The organism is Ensifer sp. EB106-03-01-XG145, from assembly GCF_058792075.1.
Window position 1 is genome coordinate 618,772 of sequence record NZ_JBYTEC010000001.1, and the last position, 16,536, is coordinate 635,307.

Genomic DNA, 16,536 nt, shown 5'->3' on the forward strand with positions numbered 1-16,536 from the left:
ACATGAAGGATGTCTGAATGTATCAGTTTTCCTATGCCGAGATCATGGAGGACGGCGTCGCCGACTCCAAAAATCGAGAACGGCAGGTACTCGATCGCTCGATCGCGCTCATGGAAGCAGCGAAACAGCAGAAAGGGTATTCGAGAGAGGCCATCGAGGCCATCTACTTCACCCGGCGCCTGTGGATCCGCTTCATCGAGGATCTGCGCGCTCCGGAAAACCAGCTCAACGAAGAGCTGCGCGCCAATCTGATTTCGATCGCCATCTGGATACTCAACGAGACAGAGAAGATCCGCAAACGCGAATCCTCCAACTTCCAGGGCATAATTGACATTACCACCATCATCAGGGATGGACTGAAATGAAGAGCACACTGCGTATTTCGCTGAAGTCGGGCGAACGGATTTTTGTTAACGGTGCGGTGCTTCGCGTTGACCGCAAGGTCGCAGTCGAATTTCTGAACGACGTGACCTTCCTGCTCGAAAACCACGTGCTGCAGCCGGAAGACGCGACGACGCCGCTGAAGCAGCTCTACTTCATCGCGCAGATGATCCTCATCAATCCGGAAGGTGCGGAACAGTCGACCGCCATGTTCCGCAAGTCGGTCGTCATGCTGCTCAATTGCTTCAAGAACGAAGAGATTCTGGCCGAACTGAAGCGCGTCGACGGTCTCGTCACCAACGGCCGCGCATTCGAGGCGCTGAAAGCGATCCGTGGCCTCTACGCGATCGAAGACCGCATTCTCAACACGCAGGAAATCACGCCGGCGACGGTCGAGCAGATTCGCAAGGAGATCGCACCGTGGCGGTAAGCGGCGTCAACAACAACAGCTACACCCCGATCGTTTCCGGCCAGGATTCGGGCGGCGACGCGGCCAAGGCATCGCTCAACTACGAGAGCTTCCTGAAGCTGCTGGTCGCCCAGATGAAAAACCAGGATCCGACGCAACCTATGGATGCGACCCAGCAGATCGCCCAGCTCGCGACCTTTTCGCAGGTGGAACAGACGATCAAGACCAACAAGAACCTCGAGAGCCTCCTCCAGCGCACGTCGCTGAGCGAAGCCGATGCCGTGATCGGACGCACCGTCACCAGCGAGGACGGCAAGACCACTGGCGTGGTTAAGGAAGTGAAACTATACTCTGACGGAATCATTGCGGTGCTCGATAGCGGCAAGGAGCTTGTTATCGGCCCGGGCGTCAAGGTGAAGTGACACATCCATGAATGAGGCGGATGCCCTCGATATTGTACAGGCTGCGATCTGGACCGTGATCGTGGCCTCGGGCCCCGCCGTTCTCGCCGCCATGATTGTCGGCGTTGTCATCGCCTTCATTCAGGCGCTGACCCAGGTCCAGGAAATGACCCTCACGTTCGTCCCGAAGATCCTTGCGGTCATGATCACCGTTGCGGTGTCCGCGCCCTTCATCGGCGCCCAGATCTCGATCTTCACCGACATCATCTTCTCGCGCATCCAATCCGGTTTCTGATCCGCTCGCAGTGCGGGGCGATCTGCACGTGCGGCCGTGAAACCCTCGCACAAGCTTGGACCGGTATCTCCGTCTCTATAGTGGGGCAGCGCGTGTGAATGCTGCCTTGTTCTCATGATGAGACGGAAGAGACATGGCACAACAAGCAGCGCTGATCATCCCGAAAGTGGCACCGAAGGGCCGGGACGTCGGCTTTGCGCTCGGGATCGTGATGATCCTGTCGATCCTCTTCCTGCCCATTCCACCGTTCCTGATCGACATGGGACTGGCCTTCTCGATCGCCTTTTCGGTTCTGATCCTGATGGTCTCGCTGTGGATCCAGCGCCCGCTCGAGTTCTCCTCATTCCCGACGATTCTGCTGATCTCGACCATGGTGCGTCTGGCGCTGAACATCGCCACGACCCGCGTCATCCTTTCGCATGGCCATGAAGGTCATGGTGCTGCCGGTGGCGTCATTTCGGGCTTTGCCAGCCTCGTCATGTCCGGCGATTTCGTCATCGGTCTGATCGTCTTCCTGATCCTGATCACCGTGAACTTCATCGTCATCACCAAGGGTGCGACGCGTATCGCCGAAGTTGGCGCGCGCTTCACCCTCGATGCGATCCCAGGCAAGCAGATGTCGATCGACGCCGACCTCTCGGCCGGCCTGATCGACGAAAAGGAGGCCCAGCGCCGCCGCCGCGAACTCGAAGAGGAAAGCTCCTTCTACGGCTCGATGGACGGTGCCTCGAAATTCGTGCGCGGCGATGCGATCGCCGGCCTCATCATCACCGCGATCAACATCTTCGGCGGCATCATTATCGGCTATCTCCGCCACGGCATGCCGATCGGAGAAGCGGCCGACGTCTTCGTCAAGCTCTCGGTCGGCGACGGTCTCGTCTCGCAGATCCCGGCGCTGATCGTCTCGCTCGCCGCCGGCCTGCTCGTGTCGCGCGGTGGTACTTCGGGTTCGACCGATCAGGCCGTCGTCGGCCAGCTCGGTGGCTATCCGAAGGCGCTGATGGTCGCCTCCGGTCTGATCATTCTCCTGGCGGTCGTCCCCGGCCTGCCGTTCCTACCCTTCGCCGTTCTCGGCGGCGGCATGGCGTTTCTGAGCTGGCTCGTGCCGCGCCAGATCGAAGCGGCCAATGCGGCCCGCCGCGCCGAGGAGGCCGCCAAGGTCCAGCAGACCAAGGAAGGCGAGGCGGATTCCGTCAAATCGGTGCTGAAGACCGCCGAGATCGAGCTTCTCCTCGGCAAACAGGTCTCGACGCGCCTGCTCGGCGCCCACCAGGAACTGGCCTTCCGCGTCGGTAAGATGCGCCGCAAATTCGCCGGGCAATACGGCCTCGTCATTCCCGAAATCAAGGTGTCCGACGACATCAGCATTCCGGACAAGGCCTATCATATCCGTATCCACGGTACGACGATCGCCTCGAACACTGTGCGTGTCGGCGAAGTGCTGGTGGTGACAGGCGGCGGCCGCCGGCCGAGCGTGCCGGGCGACGAGATCCGCGAACCCGCCTTCGGCATGCCGGCGGTTTCTATCCTCGAAACCTTCACCGAAGACCTGAAGCGCGAAGGCTTCCACCCGATCGATAACGTCTCGGTAGTGCTGACGCATTTGAGCGAGGTCATTCGCAACAACCTGCCGCACCTGCTTTCCTACAAGGACGTGAAGGTGCTGATCGAACGGCTCGATCCGGAATACCGCAAGCTTGCCGACGAAATTTGCACCTCGCACATGTCCTATTCCGGCCTGCAGGCCGTGTTGAAGCTGCTGCTTGCTGAGCGCGTCTCGATCCGCAACCTGCACCTGATCCTCGAAGCGGTTGCCGAACTTGCGCCGCATGTGCGCAAGACCGAACAGATCGTCGAGCACGTGCGCGTGCGCATGTCGCAGCAGCTTTGCGGCGACCTCGCCGACAATGGCGTCCTGCGCGTGCTGCGGCTCGGCAACAAGTGGGACATGGTCTTCCACCAGGCACTGAAGCGCGACGCCAAGGGCGAAGTCGTCGAGTTCGACATCGACCCGCGCCATCTGGAAGAATTCAGCGAACAGGCGACCAAAGTTATCCGTGAACATCTCGATCGCGGCATGCCCTTCGTACTGGTAAGTTCGCCCGAATCCCGCTCTTATGTTCGCATGATCATCGAGCGTCTCTTTGCCACTTTGCCCGTGCTCTCGCATGTCGAGCTTGCCAAGGGCCTCGAGATCAAGATCATCGGCTCAGTTTCATGATCACCGACCCGGAGGGCTCGGTGCTTGCGCTGTTCGCGGCCTTTTGCCGGATCGGTGGCTGCATCATGATCATGCCCGGGTTTTCTTCTGCCCGCGTTCCAATGCAGGTCCGGCTGTTCATCGCGGTCGCGGTGTCCATGGCGATCCTGCCGGTTATGTGGACGGACATCTATCCTGAGGTGACCGGCAAGGGGCATACCTATATCTATCTGATCGCCGCCGAGACGGCCGTCGGCGTGGTCATGGGTCTCGTCGCCCGCTACTATGTGCTCGGGCTGCAGTTCGCCGGCGCGGCGATCACCATGTTGATGGGCTTCAGCTCCCCGCCCTCGTCGGATGTGATTGAGGACACGCCGGAAAACCAGTTGACCAGCCTCATCAGCTTCGCCGGGTTGATGGTGCTCTTCATGCTCGATTTCCATCACGTGATGATCGAGGCGATCGTGCAATCCTATCGCGCCATGCCGATCGGTACCGCCTTCGATCCGCAAGGCGTGCTGATCACGCTCACGGACTCGCTGGCGCAGACCTTCATGATCATGCTGAGGCTCGCGAGCCCCTTCGTCATCTACGGCCTGCTTTTCAACGTAGCGATCGGCATGGTCAACAAGCTCGCCCCGCAGATCCCGATCTACTTCATTTCGCAGCCCTATCTGATCATGGGCGGCATGTTCCTGCTCTATCTCGGCATTGCCGCAATGCTGCGCCTGTTCGGCGACGGTTTCGCGCCGGTCATGCAGGGAGGATAGCCAGATGAAGACGCGTTCGCAGAAGCTCAAGCGCCTGGTGGCCGTCCAGCGCCATCTCGAGCAGATGGCCGAGGCCGACTATGTCGAGATGGTGCGCCAACGCGAGGCCTTGGCCGAGACGATCGACGTGGTCGTCGATGCCATGGGTTCGGCCCATCCGATGCATCGCATGTTCTCCGGCCACTATTCCTCGCAGGTCGGGCGTCTGGTGCAGAAGGACCAGATGTTGCTCGGCATCCAGCAGACGCATGAAGCGCGGATGCTGAGGGAGCGGGCAAAGGCCGACCGGCTCGAGGAAAACATGAAGGAAGCGCGCCAGTCCGAGGAGCGCGAGGAAGCCGACAACTCCATCTATGACCTGATCGATCAACACGTTACCGGGCAGGCGCCAGCTTCCGGTAAGGTTGACGGGCGATAGTACGCCATCCGGGGATGCTCCGACGGTGGAGCGATGCCGGTCCGACTATTGCCTTTGTGCATCGCCCCTGGTCGATGCAGGCTCGATTTTGAGAGGATTCGTCATGGCCATCTCTCCGCCCAGCGATCTGGTGATGGATGTCGTGCGCGCCGCCGACCCGACCGAGGTGCAGGAAGCGCAGGCGCGGCTGAAGGCCAATCGTGCGGCTTTCAAGGCGACGAGCCTCGCGGAAAACGGCAACGGTTTCACCGCCGCCGTCAACATCCTCAATTCTTCCGAGGGCTCGACCGGGCTCGGCGATATCAACAACCGCGTCGAGCAGAAGAAGATCCCTGAAACCTATCGAAAGTTCGAGGCCATGGTGCTGCAGAACTTCGTGAAGTCGATGTTGCCGACCGACAGCGAGAACGTGTTCGGTAAAGGGAACGCAGGCGATATCTGGAAGAGCATGATGGCCGAGCAGATCGGCGACGTCATCTCGAAGAGCGGCGGCATCGGCATCGCCGATCAGCTGGCGAGCGGCAGCGCGACCGATCGGGTCCAGGCCTCGCTCGATGGCAACAGCCGAAACCTCGCCGCAAGCCTCGTGCAGGAATATGAGCGCAAGACGCTGACCGGCTTTACGCCTGAAGACGACAAGAACAAGCAAGCTTAATTGGGAGTTGATTCATGGAAGCTGTGGCATCCAATGACGTCCGGATCCAGAACGTGCTCGGGCGACTGGAAATGATCCTCGACAACGAGAACAGCCGCATCGGTCTCGACCCGGAATTCGACATCAAGACGTCGAACGCGCACAAGAGTCGTTGCCTCTACGAACTGACGATGTTGCATCGCGACATGTTGCCGGGAGAGACGTCGTCGACCTTCTCCTCGCATGCTCGTCACCTGCGTGACAAGCTGGCGATCAACTCGCAGAAGGTGGAAGCGCATCTCGAAGCGGTGCGCTCCGTCGTCGATCTCCTGAAGACGGCTGCACAGGATGCCGATGCGGACGGCATCTATTCCGAAGCGCAGTTCCGCTATAGCGATTTCTGATGCTCAAGCTCATTCTCACCGGGGTCTGGGTCTGCGCGGTCACGCTCGGATCGGTCTATTTTTCGATGCAAAGCGCTTCGGCGCCCGTCGTCACGGACGGCGAGGCAGCTCGTCGCGCGTCGGAACAATATGTTCCCGGTGAGATGATCACCATTCCGGTGATCAAGGAGGGCTCGGTCCAGGGCTATTTCCTCACGAAGCTTTCCTTCTCTGCGACCAAGGAGGGGATCAACAATCTCCGTGCTCCGCTCCGGCAGATGGTCACCGACGTGCTTTACGATCTGCTCGTCGGCTCGAAGTTCATCGACGTTGCCGATACCGGCACCTTCGATCTGCCAACCTTCAAGACCACGGTGAAGGATGGCCTGAACAAGAAGCTCGGCGAAGAGGTGATCACCGAGGTGCTCGTCGAACAGCTCGAATACCTCACCAAGGACGACGTCAAGCGCGTTGCCAACAGCCAGAACGTGCCGCGGCAGAAGCCGGTTCCGATCGTCGACAAGAACGGCAATGTTGCCGGCGATAAGCTGCCGGAAGGCGCGATCAACGCAAGCAGCTCGCATTGATCTGAGAAACGCGAGCGCCTGCATTCGCTTTCCGACCTCGACCATCTCATTTTGACGCTGTGAGATTCCAGACTAAGGCCGTTCCAGGCATTTGCTGGAAACGCGCCTGCGAACATTATTGCCGTCAGTTCTTTTCGGGCGTGCGGTACTGTTCGTTGACGAGGCCAAACTCGGCCATCAACCGGCCGATCGCCACATAGAAATGATAGAGCCCGGCGCTTGCCAGCCCGCTCTTGCTCCAGAGTTCGATGCCGCGCGGGATCGAAGCGCCGAGCAGCGCCAGCGATTTGCCGAAGGTCCGCATCCGCCCGCCGAAACTTGGGTCGCGTCGATGCTCGAGCATCGTCGAGATCGCGCCATTGCGCAGGCTGCGCGCCCGGATCCAGGATGCGCTCGTGCGGCGCGCCGGCACGGTTTCGGCGACCCAGGCATCCGCCGCCCAGGCGAAGCAGAAGCCCTGTTCCTTGCTGCGGCTGTAGAAATCCGCATCGCCGCCGCCGATAAAGTTGAATGCCGGGTCCAGGAACGGCCGCGGCATCCTGTCGAGCACCGGCCGGGTAACGAGAACGTTGCCGGAGGAATAGAGGATCGGCACCGGTCCGGTCGTGTCATAGTGGGGCGTGAAAACCGGGTGGCGCTTCCACTTCTGCCCGCCGTCGCCCTCGAAGACCGGGAGCTGCGGCCCGCCGACCATGTCGGCGCCCGTCGTTTCCTGTACCGTGATGAGGCAATCGAGCCACTCGGGTGCCGCGACCTCGTCGTCATCGATGATCGCGATCGCCTTGAGGTTCGGATAGGTTTCGAGCGCCATCGACCAGCCGGCATTGTACGCATGGCAGTTGCCACGCTGATGCGCGACGATGACGATCGATTCGGAGGGATGGCCCAGGAAAAAGTCCTTGGCGGCCTGAGCGCCGGCCAATCCTTCATCGTCGTTCTCCACGACGACCGTGGCGAAGGAGACATCAGGCCTCTGGGAAACAATGGTTTTCAGCGACTTGACGACGTGTTCGGGCCGGCGAAACGTCGGCAGCACGACGACGAGTTCGATGTCGCCGGCGTCCTCCAGCTCTGTCCGGAAGTAGACGGAAATGTCCTGGCCGGTCGACGTCATGGCGAAACCTGTGCAAGCAAAATTGATGTGCAATACAACAAATCTTCCTAAACAGATGCTGAACCCGGACGGCAGATTTTGAAAGGGGGCTTTAAGCGCTCTTTCACCCCATGCTGTTAAAGAAGTGCCCAGCTCCATTCATGACGTGTGGCAAAATGCATCTTGTCCTGGTTTCCTCGCTCGTTCCCGTCGCCAATCCGGCGTCCGGCTTCGACATCGCCAACCGGGCCGTGCTCGACGGCCTTCGTGCGCTCGGTCACCGGGTCAGCGTCATCGGTTTTCTCCAGCCCGGACAAACACCCGCGCTCGATTGCGAGATGAATCTCCTCGGCGAACTCGAGGTAACCAATGCCAAGGTCGGCACGCTTCAGAAGCTGCGCTGGCTCGCGACCGCCTTCCTCAACCGCACATCGGTTTCATCCGGCAAGATGCTTACGATATCGGCAAACCGGATCCAGTCGATCCTCGACAGCCTCGCCCCATTCGATGGGTTGGTGCTCAATTCGGTGCAATTGCCGGCCGCCTTCGCGCAGGTCTTCCGACCCTATCCGTCGGTCTATGTCGCCCACAATGTCGAGGCGGATTCCGCCTTCGAGAGTGCCGAGCGGGCAAAGGGCACCATCGAGCGCTTTCTTTTCCGGCGCGAAGCGCAATATCTCGAACACTACGAGCAGCACCTGGCGCACAATGCGGTTGCTGTCTGGACTTTTGCCGAGGCAGATCGTTTCGGTTTCGGCCGCGCTGTCAGTGAGCGTGCCTTCGTTCTGCCGCTGGTAACGGGTTGGGACGCGCCGGCGGCTCGGACCGGCGAACCTGATCAAGACCTCCAGCACGATCTCGGGCTGATCGGCACATGGAGCTGGCGACCGAACAGGCTGGGCCTCGACTGGTTCCTCGCCGAGGTCGTTCCGCATCTGCCAGAGGATATGACGATCGCGATCGCCGGTCAGATGGATGGCGTGCCGACGGTCTCCCATCCCGGTGTCCGCTTCGTAGGCAGGGTGCCGGACGCGCGCGCCTTCGTCACCGAAAGCGCGGTCGTCCCGCTCATCAGCCGTGGCGGCACCGGCGTGCAGCTGAAGAGCCTCGAGACCTTCGAACTCGGCATGCCCTGCGTCGCGACGCAGGCGTCGTTGCGTGGCATCGAGGCTATCCCCGACAATTGCTCCGCGGCCGATGATCCCGCGGAATTCGCGCGCCTCTTGGTCAACAAGGTTGCCAAGGTGCGGGCCGGCGATCGTCAGCGTCTTGACGGCTCGGTCTTCCACCGTGCCCAGAAAGTGCGGCTGATGCGGGTGATGCGCAATGTGCTGGCGGGCCTTGCGCCTGCGAGCGCTGCGGACGGGCCGTCGCTGCCGCCGGACTTGACGATTCATGAAGGGGGACGATCGTGACGAAAATCGTTGCCACAAAGAACGTTTCTCTATCGCGGCGTCTGATCCTCGGAATGCCGGTCGTCGATCTCGGCTGGACGAAGGCTTTCGCCTTTGCTGCAGAAGCGCTTTCGCGGCCAGGCGGACAAACGGTCCTTGCCTTCCTCAATGCCAACAATGCCAACCTGATGATGCGCGACGGAGAATACCGTGCGGCGCTGGCGCGCCAGGTTGTCTTTCCGGATGGGCACGGCGTCGATATCGCTTCCTATCTTTTTTACGGCCGCATGTTTCCTGCCAATCTGAATGGCACGGACTTCGTGCCGTCGCTGCTGACCTATATCGAAAGACCGCTGCGCATCGCCATGATCGGCGCCAGGCCGAAGGTGCTCGCGCGCGCCGCCGAGAATTTCCAGGCGCACGCACCGTGGCACGAGTTTCTGCCGGTTTCCGATGGTTTCTTCGACCGGGAACGGTCCCGGGAGATTCTCGCTGAAGTCCGTGCGTTGAAGGCCGATATCCTTTTGGTCGCGATGGGCAGTCCGGGCCAGGAGAAATGGGTCGATGCCCATGTCGGCCCCCAGGACGCCCGGCTGGTCATTTCCGTCGGCGCGCTCTTCGACTTCGTCGCGGAGGAGTTTCCGCGGGCGCCAAAATTCCTGCGCCGGCTGCGGCTGGAGTGGTTCTTCCGTCTGGCGATGGAACCGCGGCGAATGTGGCGCCGCTACGTTCTCGGAAACCCGCTTTTCCTGTGCCATGTCCTCTGGCACAAACTGTCTGGACGCTCGCGCGAAACGATCGCCGACACCAACCTTCGAACGGGGACATCGTGAACGGTCCGACCATGCGCACTGCGGTTGTCACAGCGTCCTATGCGAACGATTTCGAGCGTTGCCGGCTCATGTGCGAAAGCATGGACCGCAAGCTTCAGGGCGATTGGAAGCACTATCTGCTGGTCGCCGATTTTGACGTGACGCTCTTTCGGCAACTCGAAGGCGCGCGGCGGGTGGTCGTCAGCGAGGGCGATCTTTTGCCCTGGTGGCTGCATCCGGTTACGGATCCACTATCCGCCGGTCGCAGGAAGGTATGGCTCAGTCCCTTCGGTTTGCCGTTGCGTGGCTGGCATGCGCAGCAGCTTCGTCGCCTGGCGCTCGCGCGGCATATCGACGAGGCGGCGATGTTTGCGGTCGACTCCGACGTCGTGTTCCTGCGTGCCTTCGATCCCGCCAGCCTCTGGCAGGCGGACCGGCTGACGCTCTACCGCAAGGATGGCGCGATCGACGCGCATATGCGCTCCAACCATCTCGAATGGCTCGCCCATTCCGATCGCCTTCTCGGCATCGGCCCCTGTAACCTGCCGGCCAATGACTACATCAACACGCTGATCGCCTGGCGCACGGACACGTGCCGGAAGCTGCTCGACCACATCGAGGCGCAGCACGGCCGCAATTGGGTTCGGGCGATCACGCGGACCCGCGCCTTCTCCGAATGCACGATCTATGGCCGCTTCGTCGACGAGGTACTCGGCGGGGAGGGGCATGTGCCCTCCGATGCCGCGCTCTGTCACGTGCTCTGGTTCGAGGACAGCTACCGGCAGGACCTCTCCGGCCTCAGGGACTTCCTGAAGGATATGGAGCCGCACCAGATCGGCATCGGCGTTCAATCCTTCGTCGGGCACGACCTCGATGACATCCGCAGGGCGGTGGTCGAACTCGCCGCCTGAGGGTTCGACCGGCGTCAGATGACGCGTTCAGCCGGCTTCCGGAGCGCCGTGTAAGTCAGGACGAAGGAGAGGGCGTAGAGCGCGAAGAAGATCGCGTTGAGCGACGGCGCCCAGGCGGTAACATCTGTCGTTGTCCGCAGCAACAGCACCAGCAGAGCCACCTTGACCACGCCGGCGATCAGCAGGTTGAGCATGCGCCGCACCGTCCGGCCCGTCGCATAGAGCAGTTCGGAGTGATACTCGATCAGGTTGCGGAACGAGGGAACGAGAAGGATCATCGCGATGATCGGAGCAGCGGCCGATACGTTGCGGCCGAGGCCGTTCGGGAAGATCCAGAGATAGAGAGCCATGGCCGCCATGGCTGCAAGCGAAGCCAGCGCCACCAGGAGTTCGATCGACAACCTGATCCGCCAGCGCGCGATCGCCTCGGGCGTACGCATGATGCGCTGGACGAGCAGGGTGTTGAACGACCGCACCGGAAGCGCCGTCAGGTCCGCAAGCCGCATCAGGATGGCATAAAGGCCGGAAACCGCCGGACCGCCGATGGCAAGCACGGCGATCTTGTCGAATTCCGACTGAATGTAGAACAGCACCTCGGCACCGGCGACGGAGACGGAATCGGACCAGCGCCGGAAATAGAGCCTGGGCTTCCAGCGCAGCCGGACGCGAGGGTAGAACCACAAAAGCGCCACGACGAGGCCAAGCGCATTCGCAGCCAGGTAGAAATAGGACCAGGCCTCAAGCGTCTTCCAGGATAGGAGAGTAAAGAGCAAGGCAGCGCCGGTGCGGATCGCCGTACCGATCACCACGAGCAGCGCCCCGCGTCCGAAACGGCCAAGGCCATTCAGCACGATGACCGCGGTTTCCAGTCCGCGCCAGCAGATGATTTCCGCCAGCATGAACGCAGAAAAGGCGCTCGCCGTCATGTCCCGGGAAAAAAGGGCGAGGAAGATGATGGCGCAGATGATCGCGATCAGCGGCAGCGAGAGCACCGCACCCACCAGGAAGCCGGCGCTGTAGGTCCCGACCAGCAGGGGCTTTACGGTGGCGACCCGATAGAGCGGCGACATGAAGCCGAAGGCAAGCACGCGCGAGATCATGATGCCGGCTGCTGACGCTGTGGCAAAGAGACCAAAATCGGCGATGACAAGCGTGTTCGCGACGGCGATGAAGTAGACGAGCGACAGCACGAGCCGCCCGGCCGAGCCTCCGGTCATGGAGAGATAGGCGTGGATCAGCGCCTGGTGGCGGAGATAAAGCGCTTTGACGCGATGAGGCACGGCCGACGTTCCAACAGCGCGTCTCCCGGCACGGCCGTTGGAAGCGCTCTATCTCTTTGTTTATGCTGAGTTCCGAGCGCAAGGCGCGTGTCGCATTTGCTGGAACTGCTTTGCTGCCTTCCGTCATAGGCGGGAAAGCTTAATAAGGCGTGAGATTGACCCGTTTGCGTGCGTCGATCCACAGAAATTAACCATTTGTTTTCCATGTTTCCTTAGGTTGGCTTCACTATTCGGAATTCGCCGTCTCGGCAGCCGCGGGATCAGTCATGTTCAACATCGACGACGAGAAACGCCCGGTTCCGCGTGCATCGTTGCTCGATTTCGTAGCCGAGGACACGCGCGGTTCCGCGCGCGCGCAAAAGCCCCGTGTGGCCGGCGCTTCCGCGGCCAATTCTCCTCTGCTCAATCGCCTGTCCGCAGCCGAAGGCCCGACGGGCCAGTCCGGCGCTCGCGAGGCGACCCGTTCGGCGGCGCAACCGACAATAGGCAAGAATGCCTCGAAGGGAACGAGTGGAACGGCCAAGCATCGTCGCGCCCTGAGCGGCATGGGCGACAGGCTGGTACAATGGTTGACCGATAGCCGGGACGATGCCCAGGCGACAGCCGCGCCCGCCACTGACGCACCCGGTGACCGTCCTCTCGTCGACATCAAGACCGTCCTGCGCTCCGTCTGGCAACTGCGCAAGATCATTATTGCGACGACTGCGCTCGGTGCTGTGGGCGGCATACTGCTCGCACTTTCCACACCCAGCGTCTACGTCTCCGAAAGCAAGCTCTACATCGATCCGCGCGAGGTGCGGCTGACGGATTCCGATCTGTCAAAACAATCGCTGGCGACCGAAGGCATTCTCGCGCTCGTCGACAGCCAGCTTGAAGTGCTGCGCTCGCGCACCGTCATGGAGAAGGTTGCAACCGGCCTCGACCTCGAGAAGGATCCGGAATTCGCAGGAAAGGCCGGCGGCGACGCGTCCGCCCGTATGCTGAAGAAGCTGAGCGAGGCCATCCAGGTTTGGCGCGACCCGAAGACCTTCATCGTCACGGTCGAGGCGCAGACGCGCAACCCGGAGAAATCGGCGCTCATCACCAACCGGCTGGTCGAAACTTTTCTCGGTGAAGAAACCGCAGCGCAATCCGGCTTCTTCCAGAAAACAACGGTGGCGCTCGACGTCCGCATCAAGGAATTGAAGGCCGAGCTCGATGCGGCCGAGAAGGCGGTCGAGGACTATAAGGCGAGCTACGACATCGTCGGCGCCGGCGGCGAGCTGATCGCTGACAAGCAGCTCCTGAGCCTCAGCGACCAGGTGGCCGCCGCCCGCAACCGCATCGCCGAAGCAAAAGCGAAAGCGAAAGCCTCCGGCAAGGTGCAGCTGAACGACGTTTTGACCGGGGCCTATCCGGAGGAAATCAGCTCGCTGGCGCTGTCCGAACTGCGCAAGCAATTTGCCGCGACCAGGGCGCAATTGAGTGCGCTTGACGCGAGCCTCGGACCACGCCACCCGCAACGGATCGCCACCCAGCAGGCGCTGGAGGCCTCGCGCTCCGAAATCGGCAACGAACTGCGCCGCATTGCCGCCGCGGCCGGAACCGAGCTTGATCGCGCCCAGCGCACCGAGCAGGACCTGCTGCAGCAGCTTGCGGTGCAGAAGGCGCGGCAGATCGATTCTTCCGCCGAATTCGTCGAACTGCGTGAGCTGCAGCGGAAAGCCGCGGCCACCCGCGCAATTTACGAATCCTTCCTGAAGCGCGCCGGCGAAACGCGCGAAGAGGAAAAGCTGACGGCGAAGAACATCCGGGTGATCTCGAAGGCCGAGCCTGCGCTGCAGGCGAAGGGTCCTTCGCGCAAGATCATCGTGATTGCCGCCACCATGGCCGGCTTCTTCGCCGGCTTCGGCCTCGGCGTTTTGCTCGGCATCTACCGCAGCATGCGCGGTTTGTTTGCCGGCCCTGGTGCAGAGCCGCGGCGCGATCAGGATCCGGAGCCGCCAGAGCCGGAGGGCGATCCCGAACCTTCGCCGCGCAAGCAGCCGCAGGCCGATCCCACTCCTGCCAAGTCCGATCTACCGCCGCCGTTCAGCCCAGCGGCGCATCATGCTCAATCGCTGACAGCCGCCTACGCCGCTGCGCGTCGTGGCGAAGCTGAAGGGGCTATGGTCCGGCGCACGCCACCATACGCGGAAGCGGAGAACGATACCGAAATCGCCAAGGTCCAGGAAGATCTTCGAGCGCTGAGAACCCGCGTCGAACACTACTCCCTTCAAAAGCTGGCACGCGGTTAAGCCATCGCCGACGGGTGGGCTCTATTCCCCGACTGTGCGACGTTGCGATCGCTCTCTCATGATTTTGAGCGAAGCCGTCTCTCCTCTCACCCGTGAAAGGAAATGCCGCGCGGTGGAACGAAACATCCGCCAACCTCGCCGCCGCCTCTTGCATTTATGCGTTTGGAACAGCATAGGGCGCTTTGAGGCCATCGCCTTTTCCCGGGCGAACTAGAGTGTGCCGCGTGAACAGGAAGCCAGGAGGAACATGCCGTGACGACTGTGATTGATGGCAAGAAAGTCGCCGCTTCGGTCATCGAGACTGTGAAGGCCGCGACCAAGGCGCTCGAGACGGATGCCGGTGTTCGCGCAGGCCTTGCCGTCGTGATCGTCGGCGACGATCCGGCAAGCCACGCCTATGTTTCCTCGAAGAGCAAGATGGCCAAGGAGTGCGGCTTCCTGTCGATCCAGCACACCCTGTCGGAGGCAACCACGCAGGAAGAACTCGCCGCGCTGGTTGCGGAGCTCAATGCGGATCCCTCCATTCACGGCATCCTCGTGCAGCTGCCGTTGCCGAAGCACCTGAACTCCGAGCCGATCATCCAGTCGATCCTTCCGGAAAAGGACGTCGACGGCCTGCATATCGTCAATGCCGGCAAGCTCGCGACGGGCGATCTCGAAGGCGGTCTCGTCTCCTGCACGCCGGCCGGCGCCATGGTGTTCGTGCGCCAGACACACGGCGATGACCTCTCGGGGCTGAACGCTGTCGTCATCGGCCGTTCGAACCTCTTCGGCAAGCCGATGTCGGCGCTGTTGCTCGCCGCCAATGCGACCGTGACGACGGCGCATTCGCGCACCAAGGACCTGGCCGCCGTCTGCCGCAATGCGGATATCCTCGTTGCCGCCGTTGGCCGCCCAGAGATGGTGAAGGCTGACTGGGTCAAGCCCGGCGCGACGGTGATCGACGTTGGCATCAACCGCGTGCCGGCGCCGGAAAAGGGCGAGGGGAAATCCAAGCTGGTTGGCGACGTCGCCTTTGCCGAGGCCGCCGAGGTCGCAAGCGTGATTACCCCGGTGCCGGGCGGCGTCGGCCCGATGACCATCGCCATGTTGATGGCCAACACCGTGATTGCCGCTCACCGCAAAGCGGGCCGCAGGCCGCCGCGCTTCTAATTCCTGCTCACATCGAATGACGAGACGCGTCGCGATTGCGGCGCGTTTTCATTTTTGCGGAGCGGGCCCGGTCGAGGCGCGCACGATCAGTTCGGCGCGCCAGAGTTCCTGTTCCGGATAGTCGCCCCGTTTCAGGATGCCGCCGATCAGCCGTGTGGCAATCCGGGCTCCGGCCGCCCTGAGCGACGAGCGCGTCGTCGTCAGCGGAACGCTGAAATTCTCGGGCTTCAGCATCGGCAGCACGTCGTCATGGGCGATCAGCGAGATGTCCTCGCCGATTTTCAAGCCCGCCTGGTTGATCGCCCGGACCGCGCCGAGCGCCAGCACCGTACTGGAGCAGAGCACCGCGGTCGGCGGCTGCGCATGCTGTAGGAAGCGCTGCATGCTGCGGTAGCCGTGCTCGTCGGTCATCAGCGAATGTTCGACCAGCGCCTCGTCGAGCGTGAGGCCGTGTTCGGTAAGCGCCCTGAGCATTCCCTTCTGGCGGCGGATGGAAAAAGTCAGATACTCCGGGCCATTGATCAGCGCGATCCGTTGATGCCCGAGTTGAATGAGAAGTCGCGCCGCATCGTAGAAGGCACTGGTGTTGTCGATGTCGAGGAAGGGGTAGTCGCGGCTTTCGCCGATCGAGCGCCCGTGGACGAGAAACGGGATCGACAGCGACTTCAGCATGGCGATGCGCGGGTCGTTGGCGCGCATATAGGCAAGGAACAGCGCATCGACATTGCCGCTGGCTGCCAGCCGCCGGAACGTCACTTCCTCGTCCTCCGGCGCACTCGGATTGAGCACGAAATGGAAGTCGTGCTTGACCGCTTCTTCCGCAAGCCCCGCCAGGAACTCGCCGAAGTGCACGTCGGAATCGATACCGGGCGCGATCGGCATGACCATGCCGATGGAGAAGGCTCTGCCGGTGGCCAGTCGCTGGGCGGCGCGGTTCGGCCTGTAGCCGGTCTCGCGCACGGCCTGCAGCACGCGCTGACGGGTCTCGGCATTCACTTCCGGATAGCCGTTCAATGCGCGGCTGACCGTCGTCTGGGACAGGCCGAGCAGTTCCGCAAGTTGCTTGAGATTGACCGCCATGGTCAGGATTCCTCCCAAAGCGCTTTGGATATCCGTATGATTTTTGGTGTTTGGTCCCAG

The 16,536-nt window shown here is 61.8% G+C and carries 18 protein-coding genes; 15 read left to right on the plus strand and 3 right to left on the minus strand.

Going from position 1 to position 16,536, the window contains the following annotated elements; translation table 11 throughout:
• The first annotated feature begins 17 nt into the window (after positions 1-17).
• The 10 genes from flaF to AC3WWH_RS03070 all read left to right on the plus strand — a co-directional run bounded on the left by flaF (position 18) and on the right by AC3WWH_RS03070 (position 6,478).
• Positions 18-365: a flagellar biosynthesis regulator FlaF gene (gene flaF, locus AC3WWH_RS03025; protein WP_034800744.1), complete on the plus strand. Its 348-nt coding sequence runs from the start codon at positions 18-20 to the stop codon at positions 363-365.
• On the plus strand, positions 362-811 hold the full coding sequence (gene flbT / locus AC3WWH_RS03030; RefSeq protein WP_025425943.1) for a flagellar biosynthesis repressor FlbT: 450 nt from the start codon (positions 362-364) through the stop codon (positions 809-811). The genes flaF and flbT overlap by 4 nt, the downstream gene beginning before the upstream one ends.
• Positions 802-1,212 carry a flagellar hook assembly protein FlgD gene (gene flgD, locus AC3WWH_RS03035; RefSeq protein WP_057251055.1) on the plus strand — a complete coding sequence of 137 codons (411 nt, stop codon included), beginning with the start codon at positions 802-804 and terminating at the stop codon, positions 1,210-1,212. Before flbT ends, flgD begins: the two co-directional genes overlap by 10 nt.
• 7 nt (positions 1,213-1,219) lie before the next feature.
• Positions 1,220-1,486, plus strand: coding sequence for a flagellar biosynthesis protein FliQ (gene fliQ / locus AC3WWH_RS03040; RefSeq protein WP_043624946.1), 267 nt, complete (start codon positions 1,220-1,222; stop codon positions 1,484-1,486).
• A 133-nt stretch (positions 1,487-1,619) separates the two neighbouring features.
• Positions 1,620-3,707, plus strand: a complete 2,088-nt coding sequence (gene flhA, locus AC3WWH_RS03045; RefSeq protein WP_058320495.1) for a flagellar biosynthesis protein FlhA — start codon at positions 1,620-1,622, stop codon at positions 3,705-3,707.
• A complete protein-coding gene (fliR, locus tag AC3WWH_RS03050; RefSeq protein WP_058320494.1) occupies positions 3,704-4,456 on the plus strand; it encodes a flagellar biosynthetic protein FliR in 753 nt (250 codons plus the stop codon). Before flhA ends, fliR begins: the two co-directional genes overlap by 4 nt.
• 4 nt (positions 4,457-4,460) lie before the next feature.
• Entirely contained in the window at positions 4,461-4,874 is a 414-nt protein-coding gene (locus AC3WWH_RS03055; RefSeq protein ID WP_058320493.1) for a hypothetical protein, read from the plus strand.
• Positions 4,875-4,977: 103 nt separating this feature from the next.
• Positions 4,978-5,529 (plus strand): rod-binding protein, encoded by a 552-nt coding sequence (locus AC3WWH_RS03060; protein ID WP_058320492.1) that lies wholly within the window; start codon positions 4,978-4,980, stop codon positions 5,527-5,529.
• Between the two features lie 14 nt (positions 5,530-5,543).
• Positions 5,544-5,912 (plus strand): hypothetical protein, encoded by a 369-nt coding sequence (locus tag AC3WWH_RS03065; RefSeq protein ID WP_058320491.1) that lies wholly within the window; start codon positions 5,544-5,546, stop codon positions 5,910-5,912.
• Positions 5,912-6,478, plus strand: a complete 567-nt coding sequence (locus AC3WWH_RS03070) for a hypothetical protein (RefSeq protein ID WP_057251044.1) — start codon at positions 5,912-5,914, stop codon at positions 6,476-6,478. Before AC3WWH_RS03065 ends, AC3WWH_RS03070 begins: the two co-directional genes overlap by 1 nt.
• A gap of 124 nt (positions 6,479-6,602) precedes the next feature.
• On the opposite strand, the gene AC3WWH_RS03075 is transcribed toward AC3WWH_RS03070, so the two are convergent.
• Complete coding sequence (locus AC3WWH_RS03075) at positions 6,603-7,592, minus strand: glycosyltransferase family 2 protein (protein ID WP_057251114.1); 990 nt, start codon at positions 7,590-7,592, stop codon at positions 6,603-6,605.
• Between the two features lie 155 nt (positions 7,593-7,747).
• On the opposite strand from AC3WWH_RS03075, the gene AC3WWH_RS03080 reads away from it, so the two are divergent.
• The 3 genes from AC3WWH_RS03080 to AC3WWH_RS03090 are packed head-to-tail and all read left to right on the plus strand — an operon-like array spanning position 7,748 to position 10,688.
• On the plus strand, positions 7,748-8,986 hold the full coding sequence (locus tag AC3WWH_RS03080) for a glycosyltransferase (RefSeq protein WP_113398843.1): 1,239 nt from the start codon (positions 7,748-7,750) through the stop codon (positions 8,984-8,986).
• Entirely contained in the window at positions 8,983-9,798 is an 816-nt protein-coding gene (locus AC3WWH_RS03085) for a WecB/TagA/CpsF family glycosyltransferase (protein ID WP_244495602.1), read from the plus strand. Before AC3WWH_RS03080 ends, AC3WWH_RS03085 begins: the two co-directional genes overlap by 4 nt.
• Positions 9,795-10,688 (plus strand): DUF6492 family protein, encoded by an 894-nt coding sequence (locus AC3WWH_RS03090; protein ID WP_306341281.1) that lies wholly within the window; start codon positions 9,795-9,797, stop codon positions 10,686-10,688. The genes AC3WWH_RS03085 and AC3WWH_RS03090 overlap by 4 nt, the downstream gene beginning before the upstream one ends.
• 14 nt (positions 10,689-10,702) lie before the next feature.
• Here AC3WWH_RS03090 and AC3WWH_RS03095 read toward each other — a convergent pair whose 3' ends face one another.
• Entirely contained in the window at positions 10,703-11,968 is a 1,266-nt protein-coding gene (locus tag AC3WWH_RS03095; RefSeq protein WP_057251040.1) for a lipopolysaccharide biosynthesis protein, read from the minus strand.
• Between the two features lie 266 nt (positions 11,969-12,234).
• Here AC3WWH_RS03095 and AC3WWH_RS03100 point away from each other — a divergent pair, with 266 nt between their 5' ends.
• Positions 12,235-14,244 carry a GumC family protein gene (locus AC3WWH_RS03100; RefSeq protein WP_058320488.1) on the plus strand — a complete coding sequence of 670 codons (2,010 nt, stop codon included), beginning with the start codon at positions 12,235-12,237 and terminating at the stop codon, positions 14,242-14,244.
• A gap of 252 nt (positions 14,245-14,496) precedes the next feature.
• The gene (gene folD, locus AC3WWH_RS03105) at positions 14,497-15,396 is read left to right on the plus strand and encodes a bifunctional methylenetetrahydrofolate dehydrogenase/methenyltetrahydrofolate cyclohydrolase FolD (RefSeq protein ID WP_057251036.1); all 900 of its coding nucleotides are present in this window, start codon (positions 14,497-14,499) and stop codon (positions 15,394-15,396) included.
• A 48-nt stretch (positions 15,397-15,444) separates the two neighbouring features.
• On the opposite strand, the gene AC3WWH_RS03110 is transcribed toward folD, so the two are convergent.
• Positions 15,445-16,476 carry a LacI family DNA-binding transcriptional regulator gene (locus tag AC3WWH_RS03110; RefSeq protein WP_057251034.1) on the minus strand — a complete coding sequence of 344 codons (1,032 nt, stop codon included), beginning with the start codon at positions 16,474-16,476 and terminating at the stop codon, positions 15,445-15,447.
• Between the last annotated feature and the right edge of the window lie 60 nt (positions 16,477-16,536).

Bases quoted from the DNA above. Each gene is read 5' to 3' on its own strand.
- AC3WWH_RS03055 (WP_058320493.1), top strand. From the start codon at position 4,461: ATGAAGACGCGTTCGCAGAAGCTCAAGCGCCTGGTGGCCGTCCAGCGC.
- AC3WWH_RS03065 (WP_058320491.1), top strand. From the start codon at position 5,544: ATGGAAGCTGTGGCATCCAATGACGTCCGGATCCAGAACGTGCTCGGG.
- AC3WWH_RS03075 (WP_057251114.1), bottom strand. From the start codon at position 7,592: ATGACGTCGACCGGCCAGGACATTTCCGTCTACTTCCGGACAGAGCTG.
- AC3WWH_RS03080 (WP_113398843.1), top strand. From the start codon at position 7,748: ATGCATCTTGTCCTGGTTTCCTCGCTCGTTCCCGTCGCCAATCCGGCG.
- flbT (WP_025425943.1), top strand. From the start codon at position 362: ATGAAGAGCACACTGCGTATTTCGCTGAAGTCGGGCGAACGGATTTTT.
- AC3WWH_RS03100 (WP_058320488.1), top strand. From the start codon at position 12,235: ATGTTCAACATCGACGACGAGAAACGCCCGGTTCCGCGTGCATCGTTG.
- AC3WWH_RS03060 (WP_058320492.1), top strand. From the start codon at position 4,978: ATGGCCATCTCTCCGCCCAGCGATCTGGTGATGGATGTCGTGCGCGCC.
- fliQ (WP_043624946.1), top strand. From the start codon at position 1,220: ATGAATGAGGCGGATGCCCTCGATATTGTACAGGCTGCGATCTGGACC.
- fliR (WP_058320494.1), top strand. From the start codon at position 3,704: ATGATCACCGACCCGGAGGGCTCGGTGCTTGCGCTGTTCGCGGCCTTT.
- flhA (WP_058320495.1), top strand. From the start codon at position 1,620: ATGGCACAACAAGCAGCGCTGATCATCCCGAAAGTGGCACCGAAGGGC.
- AC3WWH_RS03110 (WP_057251034.1), bottom strand. From the start codon at position 16,476: ATGGCGGTCAATCTCAAGCAACTTGCGGAACTGCTCGGCCTGTCCCAG.
- flaF (WP_034800744.1), top strand. From the start codon at position 18: ATGTATCAGTTTTCCTATGCCGAGATCATGGAGGACGGCGTCGCCGAC.
- AC3WWH_RS03070 (WP_057251044.1), top strand. From the start codon at position 5,912: ATGCTCAAGCTCATTCTCACCGGGGTCTGGGTCTGCGCGGTCACGCTC.